The following is a 26,082-nucleotide window of genomic DNA, read 5'->3' on the forward strand; positions in this document are numbered from 1 at the left end:
TCTACTCGTTTCTAAGAACAGTCAAGATATCCACTTCACTAGCTTTTTTTGCAGGGTAAAAAGAGGAGAGCACGACGATAACAAATGCTCCGATGACTATAGAGAAAAAATCTTTAAGACTCAGATCTAGCGGCAGAGTAGATGTAGGATAAACATCTTTTGGCAGATTTACGATGTCAAAAGTACTTAACACCCACAATCCGCTCAGACCTAAAACAATACCCGCCATAATACCGCTCACTCCGATAACAATACCCAGATAGAGGAACACTTTTTTAACTTCGGCAGATGTAGCACCAAGTGAGAGAAGCAGCGCAATTTCGCTTCTTCTGTTCATAACCGTCATCAAAAGCGAAGAGATGATGTTAATTGCGGCAATCAGTATAATAAGCATAAGAACTATAAAGAGCGATACCTTCTCAAGCTCTAGTGCCGCAAAAAAGTTTACATTATCTTCCCACCACCCTTTAATAGATACGCTTCTTGGAAGATGCTCTTTTATTCTTAGTATATCTTCGTGCGGGTTGGCTGAGAAGATATGGATTCCGCTATATTGGTTGCTTGGCAGATTCATGATCGCCTGAAGTGAAGCAAGTGTCGTATAGCTGTACGCCTTGTCGTAGGCAGATAGTCCTGAATCAAATACGCCGCTGACGTTAAATCTTTTTATCTTAGGAGTAACGGACATCCCGCCCGGCTCAACGTGTGTAAATATATACATAAGTTTTTCATCAATATCAAGAGAGAGCTCCTCTTTAAGTGACTTGCCTATCAGAATATCAAACTTATTAAAGCTGTTCTCTTTGATCGCTTCTCTAAGAACACTGTTTACGTTGGCTTCGCTATTAAAATCAACCCCGAATATATAACCGCCTTCAAGCTTTGAACCGCTTCTTGCCATAACCGATGACTGTACGTAAGGGCTGAATTTAAGATCAGGAAACTTTGACTCCAGATCCAAAAGCAGATTCTCGTTAACTGAGCCGTAAAATTTTGGAATGATTGTTAGAGGATAGTTCATAATAGTGAGTTTTTTTCTAAACTCATTGTCAAAACCGTTCATAAGAGCCATCGCAATTATTAGAACCATGACACCTAGAGTAATGCCTAAAAATGCCAATAGAGCAGACAAGAATATAAATGGCTGCTCACTGTCAAAGCGCAAAAAGCGCTTTACCAAATATGGGACTATTGATGTTTTCAAGAGGCGAACAGACCTTTTTTAGGACCGCTCTTACCGCAGCACTGCTTATATTTCTTACCGCTTCCGCATGGACAAGGATCATTTCTGGATATCTTCTTTTCGCCGCCCTGCTCATCTTCGTTGTAGAGATTAAACTGTCTTGCAGCCTCAGCTATCTTTCTCTCCATATCCATCTTCTGAGCAACTCTTTTTGCCTCTTCCTCTGGATCTTCAACTCTAAAACGAATAACGTGAAGCGTCTTGATAGTGTTGAATTTAATATCTGATATAAGCTCAGTAAAGAGATTAAAACTCTCTTTTTTGTACTCAACAAGAGGATCTTTTTGATTATAAGCTCTTAGTCTGATACCTGTCTTCATATTGTCCATTGCGTAAAGATGCTCTCTCCAAGCGCTGTCAAGCTCTTTTAGATATAGCTCTCTCTCGATCTCGCTGCGTACAGCGACATCAAGTACGCCCATCTTCTCATCGTATGCTTTTTTAACGCTCTCTATGATCTTGGCTAAAAGCTCTTCGTACTCTAAAGAAGCGAACTCTTTTGTGTCAAGCTCAATATTTAACTCTTCGTGGATAAGCTTAAAGACTTTCTCTAGATTGAAATCCTCTTTGTCTCCACCGTCAAATATATCAGAGCTGTTTAGTATATGCTCTGCGTATTCGGTTCTTAGCTCATCGATTTTTGTATTGATATCAAATTCAGGATCAAGGAGCTGATTTCTAAATCTATATACTATCTTTCTCTGCTCATTTGCGACATCATCATACTCTACAACGTGCTTTCTGCCCTCATAGTGCATATTTTCAACTTTTTTCTGCGCTTTTTCAACCGCACGAGTGACCATTTTAGACTCTATATACTCACCGTCTTCAACACCGAGTCTCTCCATAATGCTCTTGATCTTGTCACTTCCGAAAATTCTAAGAAGATTATCTTCAAGAGATAGGTAAAACTGCGTAGTTCCCGGATCACCCTGACGTCCGCTTCTTCCTCTAAGCTGATTGTCTATACGACGGTTTTCGTGTCTCTCAGTTCCTACAATATAAAGACCGCCAAGATCTCTTACTTCATCATTGACTTTGATGTCGACACCACGACCCGCCATATTCGTAGCGATCGTGACTGCACCTTTTGCGCCCGCATTTTTAATGATCTCACCCTCTTGCGCGTGATTCTTTGCATTGAGTACCGTATGTGCTATCTTCTCTTTTTTTAGCATCTCGTGCAGAGCTTCGGATTTATCGATAGAAGCGGTACCGATGAGAACCGGTTGACCCGTTTTTGAGAGCTCTTTTATTATATTTATAACTGCTTCAAACTTCTCTTTTTCTGTTTTATAGATAAGGTCATTTAGATCTTTTCTTGTAACCGGAATATTTGTAGGTATGGAGATAACATCAAGAGAGTATATCTGAGCAAACTCTGTAGCTTCTGTCTGTGCAGTTCCCGTCATACCCGCCAGTTTATCATACATTCTAAAGTAGTTTTGAAATGTAATGTCTGCTAACGTCTGTGTCTCCTCTTTGATCTCAACACCCTCTTTTGCTTCAAGTGCTTGGTGCAGACCCTCGGAGTAACGGCGTCCTTCACTAAGACGGCCGGTAAACTCATCTACTATCACAACTTCGCCGTTATTTACGACATAGTCAACATCTCTCTCAAAGAGGTAGTTTGCTTTGAGCGCCTGATCGAGAATATGTGAAAGAGAAGCATTTTCAGGACTGTAAAGATTCTCTACTTTAAAGAGCTCTTCCGCTCTTGTTATACCCTCTTCTGTCAGAAGAACTACTTTATCTTTTTCATCAACGCTAAAGTGCTCATCCTTGACAAGCTGCATAGCGATCTTATTCGCATCCGCAAAATCTTGAAGCGTTCTGTTTGTAGGACCTGAAATAATCAGCGGAGTTCTAGCCTCATCTATCAAGATACTGTCAACTTCATCCACGATAACGAAGTTGTGACCTCTTTGAACCATATGATCTTTAGAGTAGCTCATATTGTCTCTTAAGTAATCAAAACCAAACTCGTTATTTGTTCCGTATGTTATATCTGCATTGTAAACTTCACGCTTTAGTGCCGGATCATGCATATTCTCTTCTATTACGCCTACGCTAAAGCCTAAGAACTCATAAAGAGGACGCATCTCATTACCGTCTCTTGAAGCAAGATAATCATTTACAGTTACCAGATGCACACCCTTGCCCCCAATAGCATTTAAAACAATAGGAAGAGTTGCTACAAGAGTCTTTCCTTCACCCGTTTTCATCTCGGCGATCCTGCCCTCATGAAGAACGACTCCACCAACCAGCTGAACATCAAAGTGCCTCATTTTCAACGTTCTCACACTTGCTTCTCTAGTTATTGCAAAAGAGTCAGCTAGAACGTCATTTAAACTTCTGCTTCCGTTTAAAACACTCTCTTTCAATTCTGAAAAAGCACTCTTTAACTCATCATCACTCAGAGTCTGATATTTGCTCTCCAAAGAATTTATCTTATTTACAATTTTTGTATATTTTTTTAATTCACGATCATTTGTCGTACCAAAAACCTTACCTAATAACGCCTGCAGCATCCGTAACCTTATTATAGACAAGTACCGTTTTATGGGTGCTCGCCACTGAAATTCTTTTTATTCTATCATACTTATAATTACATTTTGCATAAATAAGAAAATGATTTTTTCAAAATAGCGGAGACATTTAATATTAAACAATATGTAAACAGTCCCTTGGATATAATTTTTCAAAAACAAGGGTCAAAATGAGAAAACTTCTTCTTACTACTTTAATAACCGTGCAGCTTTTTGCATCAACTGCACTTGAAGAGGTTACTTCATTTGAAGCTGATTTTTCACAGAGCATTACAGACGAAAAAGATAAAGTGCTGGTATACAACGGGCGCATAGTTGCTCTAAAGCCGCAAAATGCAAGATGGAGTTATATTAAGCCGATAAAAAAAGATGTATTTATAAATGACTTTGAGGTAACAATTGTAGAACCTGAGATCGAGCAGGTCATAATTAAAAGGCTTGAATCAAATTTTGACTTCTTTAAAATAATCTCAAATGCAAAACAAATAGACCAAAATACCTACGTCGCTTTCTACAGAGATTCAAAGTTCACTATAGTTAAAAAAGGCGCTCTCATAGAATCTATATCGTATCTTGATGAGTTTGAAAATAGAGTAGAGATCACATTTGAGAACCAGAAACAGAACCATATTATTGAGAAATCGGTTTTTATTCCAAAGTATCCTATGGAATTTGATGTTATAAAAGATTGATTTAACGAGTTGATGGAAGTTTTACAGAAGAGGTCATTGACCTCTTCTGCGCTATTTTAGAGCTTATATGGCTTTAATTGTAACACCGTATTTATCTTCAGCTACACTACGATCTTCAAGATGGTAGTCTTTAATCTCATTGAAGTTTAGGTATCTATAAACACCAGCCTCTTTTCCAGAAAGTTTTGAAGGTACAATGTTCATGTACTCCTCTACCGTAGGAATCTTACCTAACTTAGCACATACCGCCGCAAGTTCAGCAGAACCTAGGTAAACCTGAGTTCCTTTTCCTAGACGGTTGTCGAAGTTACGAGTAGATGTAGAGAAAACTGTCGAGTCTGGACGAGCACTTGCCTGATTACCCATACATAGTGAACAACCAGGTACTTCAGTTTGTGCATGAATAGATCCAAAAACATCATAGTAACCTTCGTTGATAAGCTGCTGCTCATCCATACGAGTCGGCGGAACAATCCAGAACTTCTCAACTGCAACTTTGCCTTCACCGCGCATAACTTCACCAGCAGCACGATAGTGACCTATGTTAGTCATACATGAACCTAAGAATACTTCATCTATCTTCTCGCCTGCAACTTCACTTAAAAGTTTAACATTGTCAGGATCGTTCGGACAAGCTACGATAGGCTCTTTTACTTCATTAAGGTCGATCTCTATAACTGCTGCGTACTCTGCATCAGTATCAGGCTGCATTAAAGAAGGATTGCTTAACCACTCTTTCATCTTATCTGCACGACGCTGCAAAGTACGAGCATCTTGGTAGCCGTCTTTTATCATCGCTTCGATAAGCGCAACATTTGACTTTAGATACTCAACAACCGGAGCCTCATTTAAAAGTACCGTACATGCAGCAGCACTTCTCTCTGCAGATGCATCTGAAAGCTCGAACGCCTGCTCTGCTTTAAGTTCAGGAAGACCCTCTATCTCTAAAATACGTCCGTTGAAAATGTTCTTCTTACCTTTTTTCTCAACAGTCAAAAGACCCTGCTTGATAGCATAATAAGGAATAGCGTTTACAAGGTCACGAAGTGTGATACCAGGCTGTAGTTCACCTTTAAATCTAACAAGTACCGACTCAGGCATAGTAAGAGGCATAGAACCTGTTACTGCTGCAAATGCAACGATACCAGAACCGCCGGGAAAAGAGATACCGATCGGGAAACGTGTATGAGAGTCAGCACCTGTTCCTACAGTATCCGGAAGAGTCAAACGATTTAACCACGAGTGGATAACTCCATCACCAGGACGAAGTGCAACACCTGAACGGTTCGAGATAAAATCAGGAAGCGTATGGTGCATAACAACATCTGAAGGCTTTGGATAAGCCGCAGTGTGACAGAAAGACTGCATAACAAGATCAGCGCTAAAGCCGAGTGCCGCAAGCTCTTTGATCTCATCACGTGTCATCGGTCCTGTTGTATCTTGGCTTCCAACTGTAGAAGTTACAGGCTCAACGTACATACCCGGACGAACGCCCTCTATACCGCAAGCCTTACCTACCATTTTTTGAGCAAGAGTATAACCTTTACCGCTATCAGCAGGCTGCTCTGCAGTCAAGAATATATCAGTAGCACCCATTCCTAGAACAGAACGAGCTTTAGTAGTCAGACCGCGACCGATGATAAGAGGAATACGACCGCCTGCACGTACTTCATCAGTAATAGTGTTTGGGTTTAGTTTAAATGTAGCGATACATTTGCCCTCTTTATGAGCTTCGCCTTTGTATGGATAGATAGTAACAACGTCACCGCTCTCCATAGAAGTAACATCCATCTCTAACGGAAGAGCACCTGAATCTTCACAAGTAGCAAAGAAAATAGGAGCAATAATACCGCCGATAACTACACCGCCTGTGCGCTTGTTTGGAACACCGGGAATATCTTCACCCATGTGCCACTGAACAGAGTTAACACCTGACTTACGGCTAGAACCTGTTCCTACAACGTCACCGACGTAAGCAATAGGATTGCCTTTTTCTTTTAACTTTTTAATTGTATTGATCGGGTCATCCATCTTTGCAACAAGCATAGAGTTTGCGTGAAGAGGAATGTCAGAACGTGTAAACGCTTCAGAAGCAGGTGAGAGATCATCAGTATTTGTCTCACCAGGAACTTTAAATACAGTCACTGTGATCTCTTTAGGAAGCTCAGCTTTGTGAGTAAACCACTCAGCATTTGCCCATGAAGTCATAACTTCTGTAGCATGTGCGTTTCCGGCTTTGTGCAGCTCTTCAACATCATTGAATGCATCATACACAAGAAGAGTATGTTTTAGAGCCTCTTTTGCAGCTTCAACAACTTCAGAGTTTTTTGAAGCAAGAGCGTCAACCAGTGGTTTTACATTGTACCCGCCAAGCATCATACCCATTATTTTTGCGGCATGAGCAGGAGATATAGCATCTACACTGACTTTTTCAGAAGCAACATCATTTAAAAATGCAGCTTTTACGTATGCAGCATCATCAACGCCCGGTGAAACACGGTTTGTGATTAGATCTACATTCTGTTCCATATCGCCTTGTCCGGCTTTGATCATCTCAATTAATGCAGCAGTTTGTTCAGCAGATAGCGGAAGCGGTGGAACACCGAGTGCCTCTCTCTCTGCTATATGCGCTTTATACTCTTCTATAAATGCCATTGTTATTCCTGTTTATAAATTTATGAGTGATTATAACCAAATATGTAAACAGTAAAACACAGGTGTTACGAAACTAAACAAAAGCTATAAATTTTATTTAAATAGTGTTTATTTTAGTAACACTATAAATTTCTAAATTTTAGCTCCGCATCTATAATTTCTCGATTTTTACCGCTGTAGTTACTTTTTAACCACAAAAGGTATGAGTCAGGCAGATCGCTATATGCCAATCCCTTATATTTTCCAAACTCCACTCTTTGAGTCTGCTGAGTTTTTAGGAAGTTCTCCTCACACAGAGCGTCAAGGTCACTTTTTTGCAAAAGAAGAACAAACTCTTCAAACTCTAATCTTTTTTGGATGACAAAAGTGTAAGTGTTAAAATCAAAAATGCCCTTTCTCTGCAGGGCAAAAGCTTCAATGTGGCGTATCTGCCCAACACTGAGCTGCTCTAAATTTTTTACATAGACACTAAAAGAGTTGTGTAGTTTTGTAAAAATAAAGTGCGGCTTTGTACTCATCAGAGGATCTCACGGATCCCTTTAGAGTTTGGAGCAGAAAGTATGCCCTCACCTTCGAGCTGCTCTATAAGCCTTGCAGATTTATTGTAGCCTATCTGAAGTTTTCTCTGCAGATACGATATAGAGGTTTTTCTATCAGATAAAATTACATTTTTAGCCTCACCAAAGAGTGGATCAAGCTCTTCGTAAGTATCGCTTGATGAGGAGCTCTCTTCGCTCTCCTCTACTAAAAAGCTTTTATCGTAGTTAGGCGCTCTTTGAGATTTTATAAAATCGACAATTTTTTCTATCTCCTCTTCCGTGCTCCAAGGTGCATGCAGACGCACCAAGCCCGTTGAGCCCGGAGGAGTAAATAGCATATCCCCTTTTCCAAGAAGCGACTCTGCACCCTGTTGGTCCAAGATGATCTTAGAGTCAACTTTCTGCCCTACTCTATATGAGATACGAGATGGAAGATTTGCTTTTATAAGCCCTGTTACGACATCGACTGAAGGTCTTTGCGTTGCTACTACAAGGTGGATTCCCGAGGCTCTTGCCATCTGTGCAAGCCTTGCAATGGAGTGTTCTACGTCTTTGCCGCTTGTCATCATCAGGTCTGCAAGCTCATCTATTATAACCACTATATACGGCAGATGCTCTCCGCCCTCTTTAGTGACTTTTTCGTTATAGCTTTCAATATTTTTTGTTCTATTCTCGCTCATAAGAGCGTAACGTCTCTCCATCTCATAAACCATATTGTTTAGTGCTACGATAGCCTGCTTTGCCTTAGTAATAACAGGAGTAAGCAGATGAGGAATATCGTTGTATATTGAGAACTCAAGCATCTTCGGATCGATCATAAGCAGTCTAAGCTTATCGGGAGAGTTTTTATATAAAAGCGAGAGTATCATAGCGTTTATGCCGACACTCTTTCCGCTTCCCGTAGTTCCGGCAATAAGAAGATGCGGGAGTTTTTTGAGGTCAGTTATAAAAGGCTTACCGACAATATCTTTACCCAGAACAATGGTTAGCGGCGAAGATGACTCTTTAAAAAGCTTGCTGTCAAGAAGCTCTCTTAGATAGATAGTGTCGATCTTCTCGTTTGGTATCTCAATGCCCACTACATCCTTACCAGGAATAGGCGCCTGAATACGTATGGTCTCGGCACTCAGAGCCATAGCAAGGTCATCTTGAAGATTGAGGATTCTAGAGACCTTTACATTTGCCGCTGGCTTGAACTCAAATGTTGATACAACCGGACCTGCATATGTTCTGACAACATCGCCATCTATTTTAAAGTGTGCAAGTTTTTCTATAAGAAATTTTATTTTGCCGTCAAGCTCGCTCTCATCTACACTGTGGGCTTTATTGTTTGGTTTTTGCAAAAAATCTACAGAGGGGAGTTTAAAGTTTTTAGGCTTTTCAACCTCGCCTTTTTCAATAGACTCCAAAAGTTTAGCATTCTCTTCAAGCTCATCGACAATGATCGCATTTTTCTGCTCTTTTATCTCATTTACAAGCTCTACGATATTTTGCGTCTTTTCGCTGTTTGGCTCTTTTGCATCCAGCGGTTTCTCTGGGGCTTGATAAGTCTGAGCTTTCGAAGTACTCTCTTTTCTTAGATAGGCAGGTTTGTCTATCTCCTCTTCAAAACTATCTTTTACGATCTCTTTAGTCACCTGCTCTTTTTTTAGAGCTTTTTGCTCAACTTTTTTTATCTCTTTTTGAGTGCTTTCTCTAGGAGTGAAGAATCTGTTCTTACTCTTTTTTAAAAAGATGTCAACCATCTCATGGGCACTTTTGTCAAAAACTATGACTACTGAGAGCAGAGTTATGATAAACCAGAACGTCCATAATCCAAAAGAGCCTATATATGGGGATAAAAAGTCAGCAAAGCCTGCACCGATAGCTCCACGCAGGCTGTCATTTACAAGCATTGCCTGTGCTAAAAGTGAGGAGAAAAGAAGCAGAAATGATGCAACTGCCAACTCAAATTTTCTCATATTTATATTGCTGTTTTTATAAAAAAAGTACAGAGGTATCATAAAAATAAAGATATATGCGTAAGAGATGTAACCGAAGTATTTATGGTTGTATGATGCAAATGCAGCACCGTATCTGCCCATGAGAGCAGTGTCACCCAGAACAGTAGAGAATCCAAGATAGATCAACAGACCAAAACTTATAATAAATATAGTATCTTTCAAACTATAACTTCCTTTTTTTAAATCAAAGAAATTATAGCTAAAACTATTCCATAATATAGATTATAGGTAATTAACAAGGCTTAACTTCGATACTTTTGCCGCAGTTGAGAGCAGGGCCTCATAATTGGTGTTTAATCTTGCCAGATTCAATGAAGCCTCAGCCATATCCGTATCAACAACGGTTGATCTTAGACTTTTTGCACTGATCTCTAGAAGACTTGTCCTCTGTATAGATGTATTTAATGCATTTGTCTGCACACCGACCTGAGAGTGAGCTCTGTAGACATGGTCTTGAAGGTCATCCATCATTGCTATTGCATTTTCTATACCAACATTTCTAATATCCCCTGAGCTGCTGTCAGGATAGAGCTTATAGTTTTCAACAGATCGGATCATCTCATCCATCGTCTTAAAAAAGTCGGTTTTTGGGTCACGCACAGTTATGGCGTTGTTTGTATTGAACGTCATTACAGATGCATCTGCACCTACCGTAAAATCACCGCTGTTTGCGTCATAAATGGCAAGAGAGGCCTTAGTATTACCCGTGCCGATCTCTTCAAACTGTATCTTTCCGTCGTGACTTAAAAATGTTCTTCCCATTAGGTCTGATGTCTCGATCGCTGCATCATACTCTGCATCACTCCCAGGAACAGTTGCCGGAAGATTACCTGTTGTGAGCATATTAACAACATCCATAAACTGTTTATATGTCATATCATCACCGTTTACGGCTGCTCTTGGGGTTCCCATATCATAAATATTGTAGGTATTGCCGCCGACTGTAAAAGTTGAACCCGCAGCACTCAGATCAACTTGTGCACTATAAGCTACACCATTTACATCTGTGCCTTCAACAACAAATGAAGTCCCGTTAAGCGTGCCTGCAGTTCCCTGTGAGATATCTGCAACTTCAGAGAGTTTGGTTTTGGCAGTCGCAAATGCATTTGTCTCTCTTACGATTTGAGGAGTTGCTGAAGAGAGCGTTGCACCCTCTTTGCTAAACTCTGCTCTGTCATAGATGGTCCCCTCTATAAGATTTGTAGCTGCAACACTGTCTGCAGATGAGAGTGACGACTTAATAAACTCTCTAACATGAAGATCAGGATTGATAGCAGTAGACGTTCCTAGAATTATCCTATCAAAGTTTGCCTCTCCTACTCCCAAGTCATCAATATTTGTAACATCAGCCGCTGCGCCGCCGCTTAAATCAGTTGCACCCACCATATGAAAATCTATCTTACTAGAGCCTTTGATTTTGTCTTCTACTACAATCTGCCCATTTTGGTTCATGCTGACATTTACGACATCCACTTCAGGAGTATTTCCATATAGATCACCGATTTCTTTTAAAAGATCACTGATCTTCTCATCATCGCTCATTGCAATTTTTTCTTTAAAAGAGACACCGTCGCTTCTTGTGCCACTGACATAAAAAAAGTGCTTGTCAACTCCAGCGTCAACCGCATTGTCACTATCACCCATAAGATCACGGATGGTATCACTACTTTTAATAAGCGCGGAAGTTCCAGCAACAGTCGAATCTGTAAAATCAGGATATTTTGTACTTAAGTTTGTTTGAACGACATTTGTCGTCACTTCTCTTTGCACCAACTTCTTCTCACCGAGAAAAAGCTCTGCACCGCTTATGTTGTACTGCTGAGATGTTTTTGAGCCGGTAAATGCTTCTAGCAGTCCATCGTTGCCCATGTAGCTACCATCATCAGCTATCGGTCTTACGTCAACAGCGGTGCCTGAAAAAAGATACTGACCGTTTATAGAGGTATTTGCTAGATTTTTAAAATGATCTTCTATTGATCTTAGCTCCTGTGCTATTGCATCAAGAGAAGTCTCATCATTTGTACCGTTTGCGGCATTTAAAAGAAGTGTTCTCATTCTGTTCATAGATGATTCAAATTCACCCAGCACGGCATCTGTTTGGTCCGACATCTTAAGAGCACTCTCGGTGCTACTTGTTATCTGTGCAAGAGTAGATATCTCGTTATCAAGTCTCATAGTCTCTGTAAACGTTCTGATATCGTCTTGAGCGTATTGAATTTTAAGTCCAGAAGCTATCTGTTTGTTTACATCAAAAAGAGCTTCGTTTAGTTGTCCGTTATTTTGACTATATATGCTCTTATAGTACATACCGCTTGTAATTCTCACGCTGCACCTCCATCTTTTTTATGCCGTTTTGTCCAAATATTTAAAATATTAAGCAATACAAGTTCCATTTGAGTCATATCGGCAAAAACTTGTTTACTTATAACTTATCTTTAAGTAATAACTCACTATTATTTCGTCACTAAGCCGGCGTGGTGAAATGGTAGACACGACGGATTCAAAATCCGTTATCTTAGGATGTGGCGGTTCAAGTCCGCCCGCCGGTACCACAAATGTTTTCTTTAATGACATCACAGATCATCTTCACATCATCTTTCATCATGGTGGTACTGCTTGCAACACAAAGCCCTTTATTAAACAGCTCTTCACTTGTACCGTCAACGACGCTTTTTGCATCACTAAAAAGAGGCTGCATGTGCATCGGTTTCCAAAGCGGCCTGCTCTCTACATTTACCTCTTCCAACGCTTTCATGATTTTGTTGTAGTCAGATTTAGCAAATATCATTGCTGTTAGCCATCTATTACCACGACTATTTTCAAGTTCCGGCATAAAAGTTATCTCTTTCACGTCACCTAAAAACTCTCTGTACCACTCAAAGATCTCTCTTTTTTTTGCGACTCTCTCTTCTATCACTTCCATCTGCGCTACACCGATTGCAGCCAACACATTGCTCATACGGTAGTTGTATCCGTACTCTAAATGTTCATAATGCACAAACGGCTCTTTTGCTTGAGTGCAATAAAACTTAGCTTTGTCTATCCACTCTTTGTTACTTGACACCAACATACCGCCGCCGGAAGTTGTGAGTATTTTATTTCCGTTAAAAGAGTAGATTCCAAAATCTCCAAAAGTTCCGGTATGCTTGCCGTTAAAAACAGCACCCAAACTCTCTGCCGCATCTTCTATAAGATAAACTCCGTGAAGAGCGCAAATATCCGCAATTTTTTCTATATCTGCGCACTGCCCGTAAAGATGAGTCACTATTAGTGCTTTTGGTTTTTTATCACATTCGCAAAGATATTTATTTAGTAATTTTGAAGATAAATTCCAGCTCTTTTTGTCACTGTCAATAAATACAGGATTTGCTCCTTGATATAGGATGGCGTTAACCGAACCTATAAAAGTAAAAGTTGAAGCAAGTACATCATCATCTTGCCCTATCCCTAGAACTCTAAGGGCCAAATGGATTGCAGCCGTGCCACTTATTACCGCAAGAGCATTTTTTGCACCTGCATAGTCTTTTATGCTCTCTTCAAACTTGTTTACATGCTCACCAAGCGGAGCTATATAGTTGCTCTGGAAAACCTTTTCAATATACTTCAGCTCATTGCCGCTCATATGCGGTTCACTTAAAAAAAATCGTTTATTCATTGATCTCTCTTATGACTTTTGCTGGAACCCCAAAGGCTACAACATCATCAGGAATATCATCCGTCACCAGACTATGCGCTCCGATAATTGAATTCTTTCCTATCGTAACACCAGGCAATATGGTAGAGTGGCTGCCGATCTTACAATTTTTTTTCAAAGTTACTTTCCCTTGCTTGTTATCAATAGTTGATACTGAATATATTGAACAATGAGATCCAATCTGTACTTCATCTTCTACTGTTACACCATACTTTGCGTTAATGTAGCTAAAAGCACCTATATCCGTTGCAAAGCCTAGTTCCAGTCCATCTTTATTTTGTACAACCCAATTGTATTTTGTAAGTTTACCCTCTTCTATTTCCGGGTATTGCCAATTCTCAAAACGCTTTTGATTTGTCATTTACTATTTCCTTTGAATTTTTCAATTGTAGCACTTGAAGATGAGCTAATATCTACTCTTTGGATAACATTTTTAAATGTTATCCAAAGTATCTTTATGTCAAGCAAAAAAGATCGATTATCTACATACCACGTGTCTAACTCAAACTTTTGCTCCCATGAAATTGCATTTCGTCCATTTACTTGAGCCCAGCCTGTAATGCCCGGTTTTACATCATGCCTTCTTTTTTGTTCGTTACTGTAGAACTCAAGATACTCCACAAGAAGAGGTCTGGGACCGACAAAACTCATCTCGCCCTTTAGCACATTGAAAAGCTGCGGAAGTTCATCTAAACTTGTACTTCTTATAAACTTTCCAACTCCCACCAGCCTTTGTTCATCAGAAAGCAACTCTCCGTTAATATCTTTCTCATTGGTCATGGTACGAAACTTATATATGCTAAATATCTTCTCTTTATATCCGGGTCTTTTTTGTATGAAAAATATAGGCCGCCCCATACTCCACCAGATAAGTAAACTTACTATAATATAGATAGGCAATAATAAAATTATAAAAAACAGTGCAAATACCTTGTCAAAAAGTGTTTTAAGCATTAAATTTTTTTACCTCTTCTTTTAAAACTTTTTCTAGAGTGTCGGTTAATATCTCTATTGAGTAATTTTCCTCACAATAGCTTCTTATTTTTTTTCCGATTGAGACTCTTTCTTCATTTGTCAGGTCATAGATTTCTAGAATTGTTTTTTCCAACTGCTTCACATCGTCAGTAACTATACTGTACCCGGCATTTGCTTCTTTTATAGGGTTGTTTTTTGAGTTTCCTGCAAATATTATAACTCTTCCGCTTGCCATATAGTCAAATAGTTTATTTAAACTTATCCCAAATCTATATAAAGGGGCATTAACTAAACTCAAAAAGAGGACATCGCTATTTTCTAATATTTTTGAAACTTCACTTTTGGAGACAGAATTTTCTATGCTTACATTTTGCAGGCTATTTTCTTTCACAAAATTTTTAAGTTTTTCTTTTTGAACACCATCACCCACTATTCTGAAATAGATATCTTTTTTATCTTGCAGTTTTTTTGCTGCATCTAAAAAAATCTGCAAATTATTTGCAACACCGATTGCCCCAGTGTAGCTTATTATAAACTTATCATTTCTTTTTTTTGGAGTGTATTTTATATTCGACAAATCAACCCCGTTTGATATCCATATACATTTTTCCTTCTCAACAAACTGCCCTATATGATCATAAGCATAGGGAAGATTTGAGATGATCTTGTCTGCTTTTTTGTAGAGATATCTCTCAATCCACCCAAGCAGCAATATAAACGGATGCCATTTTGATATCCCCATATCTATTAAAGTTTGAGGCCAAAGGTCTCTAACTTCCATTACAAAAGGGGTTTTATACCTACAGGAGAGTTTATAGGCAGCCAAAACAGCAAAAAGATGGACTGAAGAACCTATGATAATATCAGGCTTTGATAAATTTAGCTTTGGAATAATCTTAAGAACTTTAAATGTATAACTCAGCATATTTCTCACTCTGCCTATGCCGTTTCCAATATAAGCAGGTGTTTTTATCCAAATAAAATCTATGCCGTCTCTATTCTCTAAAAGATATTCTTTATCGCCATAGCTCTTCATCTCTTTATATTTAGAATAGTGGAAACCAGATGCGACTATTGTAACCTTATGCCCTCTTTTTATAAGCTCTTTTGCAAAATCATAGTGTCTGGTCCCTCCACCCATATCTGGAGTTAGGGCATGATGGTTAAATATCCAAATATTCACTTTATCAATTCCTCATAAACCTCAAATAGTTTCTTCTCTTCGACACTCCAATTATATTTTTCTATAACCGCTTTTTTACCGTTTTGCCCCATTTGCTCGGCTTCTTTTGGATGAGTAATTATATATTCTATAGCTGTAGCTATCTCTTTTGGTTCCAGCGGATTGACGCAGATACCACAATTATAATTCTCAATAACATCTTTATAAAGTTGAAAATTTGAAGTTATCACAGGTAACCCGATAGCCATATATTCAAATATTTTAGTCGAATAAGATTCTTTGTAATTTGCAATAGGCTTTAGAATTGATAAACCTACTTTTGCATTTCTTGACAATTCCATTCCCTCAAATAAAGGTATAGAACCATAAAATTTTATATTTTTATTCTCTTGAACATTCAAGCTTTCGAGAAGTGTGGAGCCAAAAGGTCCTATATAATGCATAAAGATATCTGGAAATTTATTTTTAAGTATGTTTAGAGCTTCTATTGTTACATCTAATCCTCTATCGTTAGAAATACCGCCTATATAAAATAATTCATTTTTTGTTCTATTCTTGGAATAGAACTTTTCTAAAGGTTTAATATCAGGCATATTCAAAACTATCTCATATTTATTGGCAACTTTTTTATAATCTTTTGCATATGAATTTTCTGCTAGCACTAAATAATCAAACTTTTTCAATGCATAGTTTTCGTATGCTCTATAAATTTTTGACACCGCTGTTCTTAAGAATTTGTTTATATATTCTTTATTTAATATTTGTTTTGATATATTCTCATGAGCATCAAATATCACTTTAAAACCCAGTTTTTTTAACTTCAGTCCTATGGAAATAAGCTCAGGATCATGAAGATGGTATATATCGCTGTTTAATTCCTTAGCCTTTTGAAAAACTTTTTTAACCGTAGTTGTCATGCGAGAAATGCGACCGCCTGTTTTTGCCCCAACATCGACGATATTAACACCATTTTTACTCTCATCACCCTTTCCGTCTGCTACGACTAAACTTACACTATAGTTTTCATTTTTAGCTAATGATGAGCACATCTTTAGAAATATACGAGTATCATATCTACTATGCGCTGATGTTAGGTGTGTTATTTTAGTTTTCATTTATATATATCTACCCAACTTTGTATTGTATTATCCCACAATGATAACTCTGAAATAATCTTCTGATTTTTCGATGTATCATAAGTTTTAATATCTGAGTTGATCAACTCTGCCAATTTAAAAGACAACTCATCAATATTGTCTATTTTTATATATTGAACGCCCGCGTCATCAAAAACTTCATAAGGCAACCATGAGCCGGTGATGACAATATTATTCGCATATAAAAACTCCTGCATACTGCCGGAGAAGCTATCGGTCTCAAGCATATTTATCATAATATCAGAAGCTAATTTTATATTTGCGTTATCATCACCATATAAAAACTCTTCAAGCACTATATAATCCAGATTTTTCTGTTTTAAAATATTTTTGACCTTTTGTCTATTTAGATCATTGCCATAGGTCATAGGAAAAACAAACTGTATTTTGTCTAATAATTCAGTTGGAAGTTTTAAAATATTATCAATTATTTTGTCATGCTGCTGCTCTTTTGTAGAGTTATGCCCGCATGTGATCACTATCTTTTCTTTATTGTAACCCAGAGAATCTCTTAAGCTTTTTTTATCTATTTTTCTATTTTTGTCTATAAAATAAAGTGTTTTAAGTCCAAACCTGCACACATGGCTTTTGCTTTCAAAATCTTTGTAATATTTTAAAAAACTGTTTTTTGTCAGTGGATTTGTAAATGTTATGGCATCTGCTTTTTTATATAAATTAGTTTGAATCTTTTTTATAAAGCCTGATGTGCGATAAAAATCACTTCCGTAAAATGTGACTATAAATTTTTCTCTTGCCAGCCAAGGTAAAATTATTATATAAAACCATCTTGACATATGAATATTCACTATATCAAAATCATTTTCTTGTATAACTTTTTTTATATACCACATTCTAAAAAACATACTTAATTTTGGTATAGATTTAAACTTTTTAAATAGTGAGCCATACCTGTCATTTTTAAAATCACTTCTATTATATAAAGTCAAAGATTCAAAATCAAGTAAACTTACATCTAAGCCTTTATTAATAAGTTCGCTTTTGAGCTCTTTTCCAAAAACTATTTTTGAATTTGCAATTATCAGAATCTTCAATTCTCAGCCTTTAGGGCATCTGTCATCCAAATAAAATTATAAGTCAAAACCAAACTGTTTATTACACACATTAGAACCAATGATATATAAACATCATAATGTTCTGAAGCAAAATATAGTGCTAACGACAATAAAACAAAATGAATTATCGTAATTTTAAGGGCCTTGCTTTGTAAGTTTAATAGACTTGGAATATAGGCTATAATAGATACAATTAGATTTAAAATTAAATATACGGATAAAATCTGTATATACTTTCCGGAATCAACCCATTGTTCGCCAAACACTGTTTCAAAAATTTGTGGTGCAAATAGTATAAAAACAATAAATGGCGCCAATATCTTTTTTAAAAGCGATTTTATAATATTGAGAGTGAAGGCATAAGTCTCCTCTTTTTTGTTATATAGCTCCGATAGCTTTTGATTATACACTTTTGCTGTCGAGGTTGCAATTATTGACATTGGAGCTAATACTATCATCATAGCTAAAGAATATTTACCTACCATAGCACTTCCAAAAAATGGAGTGAGTATGTATATAGGTAAATTTGATGATACATTTCCAAGTAAAGCATGAGGCATATTGTATTTTGGAAAATTGAGATATTTTTTTGCTAAAAACAATATGTTTTTAAATGAAATTGTTGCCAATAATGTTTTATCTTTTATGACATTTTTAGCCAATTTAAGATTTGCAAATAATTGAGCCAGAATTTGACCTGCGATCAACCCGGCAAATCCATTTTTTAAAAAACCTATCAAAACTTGAGCTATAGTCAATACAAGTGATTTAATAACTGTTGCTTTTGCTATATCTTTATAATGTTTTGTTCTATTGTTATAGTTTGTAAGCAAGTTAAATAAAGCGACAAAAAAAACAGTAACAGGTACTAAATAAATCCAATTTCCCAATAGGTTGCTATTTAACAGCTGTAAGATTGTATCTTTAAACACGAAGATAATTAAAAAACTAACGATAGAAGTAAAAAAAATCAATATCAAACTTAATACAAATATATTTATTGCGTACTTGTCATATTCAGGAAGCATTATTGCTTGTTCATATCTTCCAGAAGCAATAACAGCTATAGAGCCAACAATAGCTACAAAAAGCGCAAACACCCCAAAATCCTCAGGAGTATATATCCTCGCGAGTATCGGACTTATAGCTATAGGTATGGCTTGTGCTATTGTTGTACCTGTCATTAGAGTTAAGACATTACGACTAAATTCACTCCTTGGCTTGAATAGTCTCATCGTTTACTCTACAAAAACTATATTATCATCTTCAAGCTTGTATTTGCTGTTGTCATATATATCAACCGCAAAGCCATTCATATCAAATTCAAGTCTATTACCCGCACGACTAACCCATCCCATCTGTTTTGCCGGAACTCCTACCATCAGTGCGTATGGTTTCACATCTCTGCTTATAACCGCTCCGCTTCCTACAAGTGCATACTCTCCTATCGTCACGCCACATATTACCGTAGCATTTGCACCGATCGTACAGCCATATTTGAGCACTGTTTTTTTGAACTCGCTTTTTCTGACTATAAAAGCTCTTGGGTTAAGGACATTTGTAAAAACTGCGCTCGGTCCTATAAAAACTGCATCATCTATCTCAATACCCTCGTATATAGAGACGTTGTTCTGCACTTTAACGCCGCTGCCTATTTTAACGTTTGGACCCACTACGCAGTTTTGCCCAAAAGAGCAATTAGCACCGATGTTTGAACCGCTTAAGATGTGTGAGAAATGCCATATTTTTGTATCGTCTCCGACAATAATGTTATCATCGATAAAAGAAGATTCATGAGCAAAATAACTAGCCATTAGCTTACTACCTTTCCACAAAACTGGTGATACTCTCCTTGGAGTCCCAATGGAGCAAGTTTTCGTATCTCTGAGACAATATTGATAGAGCTTCTAGCTGACTCTAGACCAAATCCGCCGCCGCTAAGTATATCTTGGTAAGACTTTGTATGAAGATCACCAAAGCCTTCACTGAACTCTATCTCTTCGCCGTCAACCACTATGCTTCTGTATGTTCTCTGCCCTGTGACTTTGAGCTGCTCTGGCACATAATCGTAGTTTACGCTCAAAAACCATCTGACATTTGCATTTTCGAGCCTCATAAACCCTGCATTTGCATCTGCTTGTTTTACATGTACGAAACTCTCTTTCACATCTCCAAATATCCATGATAGCATGTCAAAGAAGTGTACGCCTATGTTTGAAGCGATTCCGCCACTCTTTGCTTCGTTGCCTTTCCAGCTCTCAAAATACCATCTACCTCTGCTTGTTATGTAGGTCAAATCTATATCGAAAATCTTGCTCGGATTTTGTTTTAACTCTTCAGCGATTTTTTTCTTCAAAGCGACGATAGAGTCATGAAGTCTTAACTGAAGTACGGTATATACTCTCTTACCGCTCTGTTTTTCCATAACAAGTAGCTCGTCGATCTCTTTTGGATCTAGAACCAGAGGCTTTTCACAAATAGCATGAGCTTGATTTTGAAGCGCTGCTCTTATATGGCTATAGTGCAGGTAGTTTGGAGAGGCTATGGAGATATACTCTATCTTCTCTTTTTCATTTCTTTGGCGTCTCTCTACAAAACTCTCAAAAAGTTCAAACTCCGTAAAAAAATGAGCCTGAGGAAAGTTGCTATCCATTATCCCTATACCGTCATAAGGGTCAAATGCAACCAAGAGCTCGTTCCCTGTCTCTTTTATAGCTCTCATATGGCGAGGGGCTATATATCCACTAGCCCCAATTAGTGCAAAGTTTTTCATATCAAAGCCTCCAAGTGGGTTTTTCCACGATGCCTTTTACGTCCAAGACTATCATCTCGCCTCTTGACATCTCCTCGTATTCCTCAGTTGATATCTCTTTAAATCTATCATGTCCAACGGCTACGATGATAGCGTCATATTTTCCAGAACCAAAGGGTAGCTCATCTAAAAACTTAAGAGGTTTTGTCTCCTTGTCGCTTTTATCTACCCAGTAATCATAAACTTCCACATTTAACTCAAACTCTTTGAGCTCTTTTATTATATCAAGTACTTTAGAGTTTCTCATGTCAGGGCAATTCTCTTTAAACGTAACCCCAAGCACGAGCATATTTGCACCTTTTAGTTTTTTATCGCTTTTAATCATCAGCTTTATAGCCTTGTTGGCTATATATCTGCTCATGCCGTTGTTTATCTGTCTAGCACCAAGTATAAGGTTTGGCATATAGCCCAAAGACTGCGCTTTATGGGTTAGATAGTACGGATCAACCCCTATACAGTGTCCGCCTACAAGCCCGGGGAAAAGCTTTATAAAGTTCCATTTAGTGGCTGCTGCCTCTATCACCTCGCGCGTGTCTATGTTCATCATATCAAATATCATTGCAAGCTCGTTTATAAGAGCTATATTTACATCTCTTTGTGTATTTTCGACCACCTTTGCCGCTTCTGCGACTTTTATACTTGAGGCTCTATATGTTCCGGCTGTTATTATCGAGGCGTAAAGCTCATCTATCTTTTTGGCAATAGCAGGTGTACTTCCTGAAGTAATTTTAAGTATTTTCGTCACAGTGTGTTCTTTATCACCAGGATTTATGCGCTCCGGGCTGTATCCGCAAAAAAACTCCTCATTAAACTTAAGCCCTGACTCTTTTTCAAGTATCGGAACGCACACCTCTTCAGTAACTCCAGGATATACCGTTGACTCATATATGACTATATCGTCTCTCTTAAGCACTCTGCCGACAGTTTGAGTTGATTTTATGATCGGGGTCAAATCAGGCTCATTACTATGATTTATAGGAGTCGGAACAGTCACAATGTATATATTGCACTCTTTTATTTTATCTATATCGGTAGTGTACTTTATGCCGTTTTTTGCAGCTTCTTGGAGTTCGTCTGCACCAAGCTCTTGCGTTCTGTCAAACCCAGCGCAAAGCTCATCTATTCTATCTCTATTTATATCATATCCAACTACACTATACTTTTTGCTAAATGCGTGAGCCAAAGGAAGTCCGACATACCCCAAGCCGATAATACATATTTTTGTCATGCCTTAAACTCCACAACTATCTCTTTTAATTTTGTCACCTTGTCTTTGGCTGTTATAAGCTCTGCAATATCGTTATTTAATTTTTCTATATCCATATGCGTCTTTTGCGCTACGGCTATAGAGTCATACTGTGTCTTTGCATCACGCATATCCAAAAAAAGCTCCTCATACAGCTTTTCTCCCGGACGAAGCCCTATAAAACTTATATCTATTTCTTCTTTAGAACTTAATTCTATCATCTTTTTTGCCAGATCCAATATCTTTACGGGTTCTCCCATATCAAGCACAAAGACTTCACCGCCTTTGCCTATGCTTGCCGCCTGCAAAACAAGTTCGCACGCTTCGCCTATAAGCATAAAGTATCTTGTAACATCAGGATGTGTGATAGTGAGAGGTCCACCCTCTTGTATCTGCTTTTTAAATAACGGGATAACGCTTCCGCTGCTTCCCAATACATTGCCGAACCGCACTGAGACTATCTCCGTCTCTTTACATGGCACATTCTGGGCGTAGAGCTCGCATATACGTTTTGTTGCGCCCATCACGCTTGTCGGTCTTACCGCTTTGTCCGTTGAAATAAGCACGAATTTTTCTACGCCGTGCTTTATGGAGAGGTCTATGCTGTTTTTCGTACCTATGACATTGTTAATTATAGCCTGTTCTATATTTTGCTCCACCAGAGGCACATGTTTGTATGCGGCCGCATGTATGACTATCTGAGGTTTGTAAGTTTCAAAAACCTTCTCCATCGACGCCTTATCAACAACACTCTGCATAACAAAAACCATTTTGTCGCTTTTTAACTCCTCACCGATGCTGTAGAGATTAAACTCACTATGGTCCAAAAGTATGAGTTGTTTTGCACCATACTCTAAACATTGTCTGCTTATCTCGCTGCCTATGCTCCCCCCTGCTCCGGTAATGAGAATAACTCTTGAGTCTATGAAATTTTTTATGCTCTCTTTGTCCAGATCTTTGGGGCGTCGTGCCAAAAGATCCTCAATGCTCAGATCTTTGAGCTTTTTTTCTTGATTTTTTAGAGATAAAATCTTAATGTCATGTATTTTAAGTTTTTTGAGTTTTTCATATATCTCATTAAGCCTGTTTGCTTCAAAGTCTTTGGCTATTATGACCGATCTTATCTCAAGCGACTCAACTGCTTTGGCTATTTCGTTTATGCCGCTAACCTTCATATTTGAAAAATATGTTCCTATGTTTTCTTCTTCATCATCCACAACGGCAGCTATGTAGTAGTTTGTCTTATCTTTTATAAGCGCTTGGGCAAGAGGCGTAGTGCCGATAAGCAGACTTTTTGTCAAGTTTAGATTTTTGTCATTCTCTACAATAAGTCTCTTTAGCACCCTAAATAGACCCAAAAAAAGAATGGACAAAAAGAAGTCTATCATTAAAACGCTTCTTGGAAAAGGGTTGAATGTCTCAGGTGAGAGGTAGTACAGAAAAAGCACAACGGGATATGCAAACAGATGAACATACAATATCTTCTTTAACTCTCCCAAAGAGAAAAATCTCCATGCTACGCCGTAGATGTGAAAGAGCGCCATAAAAGTGACCTTAACACTTACAAGCAGAGCAAATACCGCCAAAAAATTCTCTATAAAGATATCTTCTATGGTAAAGTTAAATCTAAGATTATAAGCCAAAAAAAGCGTTCCCAAAGAGATAAGTATGTCAAAAAAAAGAAAAAACAGCACTCTTTTTAACGGTGTTGGCTTCATTGCAGCCTCTCTTCTTTAGCCGCGACTATGGATATTGAAGCGATGAACAAAAACAGCGTCAGAGGAAACTGCAGCATCCAAATCGGTTCTGCCACAAAACTCACTATTACCACGACAAATCCTAAAATACTCACTTCCTTTAACCCTCTGTCTTCCATCTTGAGTCTAAAAAATTTATAAAACAGCAAAAACATCAATGCAAGACCGATCATACCGCCTTGTACAGCTACCATAAGGTACTGATTGTGAAAATGCTGCTCTCTCATAAAATCGACAGTTCCTTTGGTAAGTCCGTAATCTTTTCTACTTAGAACATCTTTTGTAGAAACTATAAAATCCCCGACTCCATTGCCAAGGAGAGGCTTTTCTTTTAGAACTTCGCTTGCAACAAGCCAGTAAGCTACTCTTATGCCAAAAGATGAGTTATAGTTTTCATTCATTATATGCTTTATGTCGCGCACTCCCATGTCAGCCCTTTTTTTAAATAGATCCAAACTATTATAAGCTATAAAAAATATCATGACTACCGATAATATGCTTAAAAAAATACTTTTTATGGATATTTTGAATTTTAAAATTATCAAAACTACAATAGAGACAAAAAAAGCCAACTGCCCTGCTCTGCCAGTTGAAAACATCAGGTTTGCAGTACTTATGAGAAAGAAAAAAGCGTACGGAAGCTTTTCGTAAAAACTGAGACCTTGTGAAAGAACTCTGCTAAGAAGCAAAATGGCAGTAAAAGCCAAAAATATACTGTAATGAATATGCGTCATAAACGGCGTCGGATATGATGAGTCTTTTCCTTTTATAGTCCAAAGATCAAAGAACATACCGTATGCCAATATCTCGCTTACAAACATGCCAAGCAAAAAGGCAGTCAACATACTCCAGAGCCACTCTTTTTTTACTAAAACCGCCATAGCGGGAAGCACAAGCACCCAGTATCCGTAAAGCCTGATCTGATTCAACCCCTCTTTTATATCTTCGCTCCAAAATAGAGTAAGTGCCATATAGAGCAAAAAGACTGAGATATATGCGAAGATCGGATTACTTTTTAACGTATGAAATGTATCGGCATACTCTCTTTTGTAGAGCAAAAGGATAAAAAACCAAAATATAAAAAAACTGATCATCCCTCTTGATAGCGGAATAATAAATGCAAACAGAAGTACGGAAGAGTAAACTACTTTTTCAAAGTCAATATTTCTGCTTATAGTCACTTTGCGCCAACTTTGCCAAAAACAACTTTTATGGTCTTCATAAAGATTACAAAATCCATCCACAGCGACCAGTTTTGTATATACCAAACATCCATATCCACTCTTTGATCAAAAGTGAGATTGTTTCTGCCACTCACCTGCCAAAGTCCTGTAACTCCAGGTTTTACTTTTATGATGATTTCTTTATGTTTTTCGTGTATAACATCCTCTTCTGATGGCATATATGGTCTTGGTCCTATCAAGCTCATATCTCCTCTTAGAACATTAAAAAATTGCGGTAGCTCATCTAGTGAACTTCTTCTTAAAAAAGCTCCTACTTTTGTTATACGCGGATCATTTTGATACTTGTGATACATATCATAGTGCTCTACTTCGTCAGGATTTTTTTGAAGGTAGTCACTCAGCAGCTTCTCTTGTTCTTCATACATCGTTCTATATTTGTAGCAACTAAATAGCTTGCCGTCTTTGCCTATACGTTTTTGTTTAAAGAGCACCTTGCCCTTAGAATCACTTTTTATAGCAATATAGATAAAGAGGTGTAGTGCCAATACTAAAGGAGAGATTAAAAAAACCAAAATTTTTTCAGCCAACCCTTTTATAAAAATATTTTTTCTGTAAAGTAGCCTATTTTCAAGGTGAAACGCTGAGAGCCTAAGGTTAAAGTAGTCTATATTTTTGGTATGTGAAAAATCGAACTGATAAAGATATGGAACAATATAGACGCTTTTTGTATCATATATCTTTTTTTCTATGATCACATTAAGCTCTTGAGGTTTTAGCCCTTCAGATATTACAAATACTATATCTTTGCTCTCTTGGGTGGCTTTTAGCCCAAGATACCAATTATTTTCAAATTCACTTAAAAAAGCCTCTCGCAGGCCATCTTTGCCTATAACTTTGCATGGCAGTCTCAATGTATCAATACTAAAGAGTACTTTCTTTACTATCCTCTTTGAAAAAGGGAGCAAGAAAACTAAAACTAAAAAATAGATAACCAAAAAGGATCTGGAAAAATCATAAGAGACCTTTACCAAAGATAGAATCATGAAAACTGCTATAAAGGAAAAGAGAAGCGCTTTTAGTATCTGTCTGGTCTCTCTCCAAAAGTCAAATCTTTGGAAGTAGATCCCCTCATAAAAAAGCAGCGTGATGATCAAAAGTTTTATCCAGATATATCTTGAAGCTTGATTGTCTTTGAAAAAAGGCAGTACCGCATTCAAGCTCTCTCTTATTTTACACGCTATCTCATATGCTAAAAAAAGCACTGCTACGTCGATAGCAAGGAGAACCAAAAAAAGTATATAATTTTTATCTAATCTCAAA

The 26,082-nt window shown here is 37.7% G+C and carries 20 protein-coding genes and 1 tRNA gene; 2 read left to right on the forward strand and 19 right to left on the reverse strand.

Annotated features, from left to right (window positions below; all coding sequences use genetic code 11):
- Position 1: 1 nt before the first annotated feature.
- Positions 2 to 1,204, reverse strand: a complete 1,203-nt coding sequence (locus FCU45_RS04545) for an ABC transporter permease (protein WP_137012734.1) — start codon at positions 1,202 to 1,204, stop codon at positions 2 to 4.
- A complete protein-coding gene (secA, locus tag FCU45_RS04550) occupies positions 1,201 to 3,774 on the reverse strand; it encodes a preprotein translocase subunit SecA (RefSeq protein ID WP_137012736.1) in 2,574 nt (857 codons plus the stop codon). The genes FCU45_RS04545 and secA overlap by 4 nt, the downstream gene beginning before the upstream one ends.
- 188 nt (positions 3,775 to 3,962) lie before the next feature.
- Here secA and lolA point away from each other — a divergent pair, with 188 nt between their 5' ends.
- Positions 3,963 to 4,484 (forward strand): LolA-like outer membrane lipoprotein chaperone, encoded by a 522-nt coding sequence (gene lolA, locus FCU45_RS04555; protein WP_137012738.1) that lies wholly within the window; start codon positions 3,963 to 3,965, stop codon positions 4,482 to 4,484.
- A gap of 63 nt (positions 4,485 to 4,547) precedes the next feature.
- On the opposite strand, the gene acnB is transcribed toward lolA, so the two are convergent.
- The 4 genes from acnB to FCU45_RS04575 form a co-directional block, all read right to left on the reverse strand.
- Complete coding sequence (gene acnB, locus FCU45_RS04560) at positions 4,548 to 7,139, reverse strand: bifunctional aconitate hydratase 2/2-methylisocitrate dehydratase (RefSeq protein WP_137012740.1); 2,592 nt, start codon at positions 7,137 to 7,139, stop codon at positions 4,548 to 4,550.
- A 122-nt stretch (positions 7,140 to 7,261) separates the two neighbouring features.
- Positions 7,262 to 7,657, reverse strand: coding sequence for a putative quorum-sensing-regulated virulence factor (locus FCU45_RS04565; protein WP_137012742.1), 396 nt, complete (start codon positions 7,655 to 7,657; stop codon positions 7,262 to 7,264).
- Entirely contained in the window at positions 7,657 to 9,843 is a 2,187-nt protein-coding gene (locus FCU45_RS04570) for a DNA translocase FtsK 4TM domain-containing protein (RefSeq protein WP_137012744.1), read from the reverse strand. Before FCU45_RS04570 ends, FCU45_RS04565 begins: the two co-directional genes overlap by 1 nt.
- Before the next feature lie 60 nt (positions 9,844 to 9,903).
- Positions 9,904 to 12,006, reverse strand: a complete 2,103-nt coding sequence (locus FCU45_RS04575; RefSeq protein WP_137012746.1) for a flagellin N-terminal helical domain-containing protein — start codon at positions 12,004 to 12,006, stop codon at positions 9,904 to 9,906.
- 143 nt (positions 12,007 to 12,149) lie between these two features.
- Between FCU45_RS04575 and FCU45_RS04580 the strand changes: the two genes are divergently transcribed.
- Positions 12,150 to 12,233, forward strand: a tRNA-Leu gene (locus FCU45_RS04580).
- Here the strand turns inward: FCU45_RS04580 and pglE are convergent.
- The 13 genes from pglE to FCU45_RS04645 are packed head-to-tail and all read right to left on the reverse strand — an operon-like array spanning position 12,212 to position 26,081.
- Positions 12,212 to 13,336, reverse strand: a complete 1,125-nt coding sequence (pglE, locus tag FCU45_RS04585) for a UDP-N-acetylbacillosamine transaminase (RefSeq protein ID WP_137012748.1) — start codon at positions 13,334 to 13,336, stop codon at positions 12,212 to 12,214. The genes FCU45_RS04580 and pglE overlap by 22 nt on opposite strands.
- Positions 13,329 to 13,736 carry an acyltransferase gene (locus FCU45_RS04590; RefSeq protein WP_137012750.1) on the reverse strand — a complete coding sequence of 136 codons (408 nt, stop codon included), beginning with the start codon at positions 13,734 to 13,736 and terminating at the stop codon, positions 13,329 to 13,331. The genes pglE and FCU45_RS04590 overlap by 8 nt, the downstream gene beginning before the upstream one ends.
- Positions 13,733 to 14,329, reverse strand: coding sequence for a sugar transferase (locus FCU45_RS04595; RefSeq protein WP_137012752.1), 597 nt, complete (start codon positions 14,327 to 14,329; stop codon positions 13,733 to 13,735). The genes FCU45_RS04590 and FCU45_RS04595 overlap by 4 nt, the downstream gene beginning before the upstream one ends.
- Positions 14,322 to 15,533 (reverse strand): glycosyltransferase family 4 protein, encoded by a 1,212-nt coding sequence (locus tag FCU45_RS04600; protein ID WP_223175807.1) that lies wholly within the window; start codon positions 15,531 to 15,533, stop codon positions 14,322 to 14,324. Before FCU45_RS04600 ends, FCU45_RS04595 begins: the two co-directional genes overlap by 8 nt.
- The gene (locus FCU45_RS04605; RefSeq protein WP_137012756.1) at positions 15,530 to 16,648 is read right to left on the reverse strand and encodes a glycosyltransferase; all 1,119 of its coding nucleotides are present in this window, start codon (positions 16,646 to 16,648) and stop codon (positions 15,530 to 15,532) included. The genes FCU45_RS04600 and FCU45_RS04605 overlap by 4 nt, the downstream gene beginning before the upstream one ends.
- Positions 16,645 to 17,742: a glycosyltransferase gene (locus FCU45_RS04610; protein ID WP_137012758.1), complete on the reverse strand. Its 1,098-nt coding sequence runs from the start codon at positions 17,740 to 17,742 to the stop codon at positions 16,645 to 16,647. The genes FCU45_RS04605 and FCU45_RS04610 overlap by 4 nt, the downstream gene beginning before the upstream one ends.
- Positions 17,739 to 18,998, reverse strand: a complete 1,260-nt coding sequence (locus tag FCU45_RS04615; protein ID WP_137012760.1) for a lipopolysaccharide biosynthesis protein — start codon at positions 18,996 to 18,998, stop codon at positions 17,739 to 17,741. The genes FCU45_RS04610 and FCU45_RS04615 overlap by 4 nt, the downstream gene beginning before the upstream one ends.
- Before the next feature lie 3 nt (positions 18,999 to 19,001).
- Positions 19,002 to 19,577, reverse strand: a complete 576-nt coding sequence (locus tag FCU45_RS04620; RefSeq protein WP_137012762.1) for an acyltransferase — start codon at positions 19,575 to 19,577, stop codon at positions 19,002 to 19,004.
- Entirely contained in the window at positions 19,577 to 20,536 is a 960-nt protein-coding gene (locus FCU45_RS04625) for a Gfo/Idh/MocA family protein (protein ID WP_137012764.1), read from the reverse strand. The genes FCU45_RS04620 and FCU45_RS04625 overlap by 1 nt, the downstream gene beginning before the upstream one ends.
- 1 nt (position 20,537) lies before the next feature.
- On the reverse strand, positions 20,538 to 21,803 hold the full coding sequence (locus FCU45_RS04630; protein ID WP_137012766.1) for a nucleotide sugar dehydrogenase: 1,266 nt from the start codon (positions 21,801 to 21,803) through the stop codon (positions 20,538 to 20,540).
- Entirely contained in the window at positions 21,800 to 23,539 is a 1,740-nt protein-coding gene (locus FCU45_RS04635) for a polysaccharide biosynthesis protein (RefSeq protein WP_137012768.1), read from the reverse strand. The genes FCU45_RS04630 and FCU45_RS04635 overlap by 4 nt, the downstream gene beginning before the upstream one ends.
- Complete coding sequence (locus FCU45_RS04640; protein ID WP_137012770.1) at positions 23,536 to 24,759, reverse strand: O-antigen ligase family protein; 1,224 nt, start codon at positions 24,757 to 24,759, stop codon at positions 23,536 to 23,538. The genes FCU45_RS04635 and FCU45_RS04640 overlap by 4 nt, the downstream gene beginning before the upstream one ends.
- On the reverse strand, positions 24,756 to 26,081 hold the full coding sequence (locus tag FCU45_RS04645; protein WP_137012772.1) for a sugar transferase: 1,326 nt from the start codon (positions 26,079 to 26,081) through the stop codon (positions 24,756 to 24,758). The genes FCU45_RS04640 and FCU45_RS04645 overlap by 4 nt, the downstream gene beginning before the upstream one ends.
- Position 26,082: the final 1 nt, after the last annotated feature.

It is taken from the genome of Sulfurimonas crateris (assembly GCF_005217605.1).
Lineage (GTDB): Bacteria > Campylobacterota > Campylobacteria > Campylobacterales > Sulfurimonadaceae > Sulfurimonas > Sulfurimonas crateris.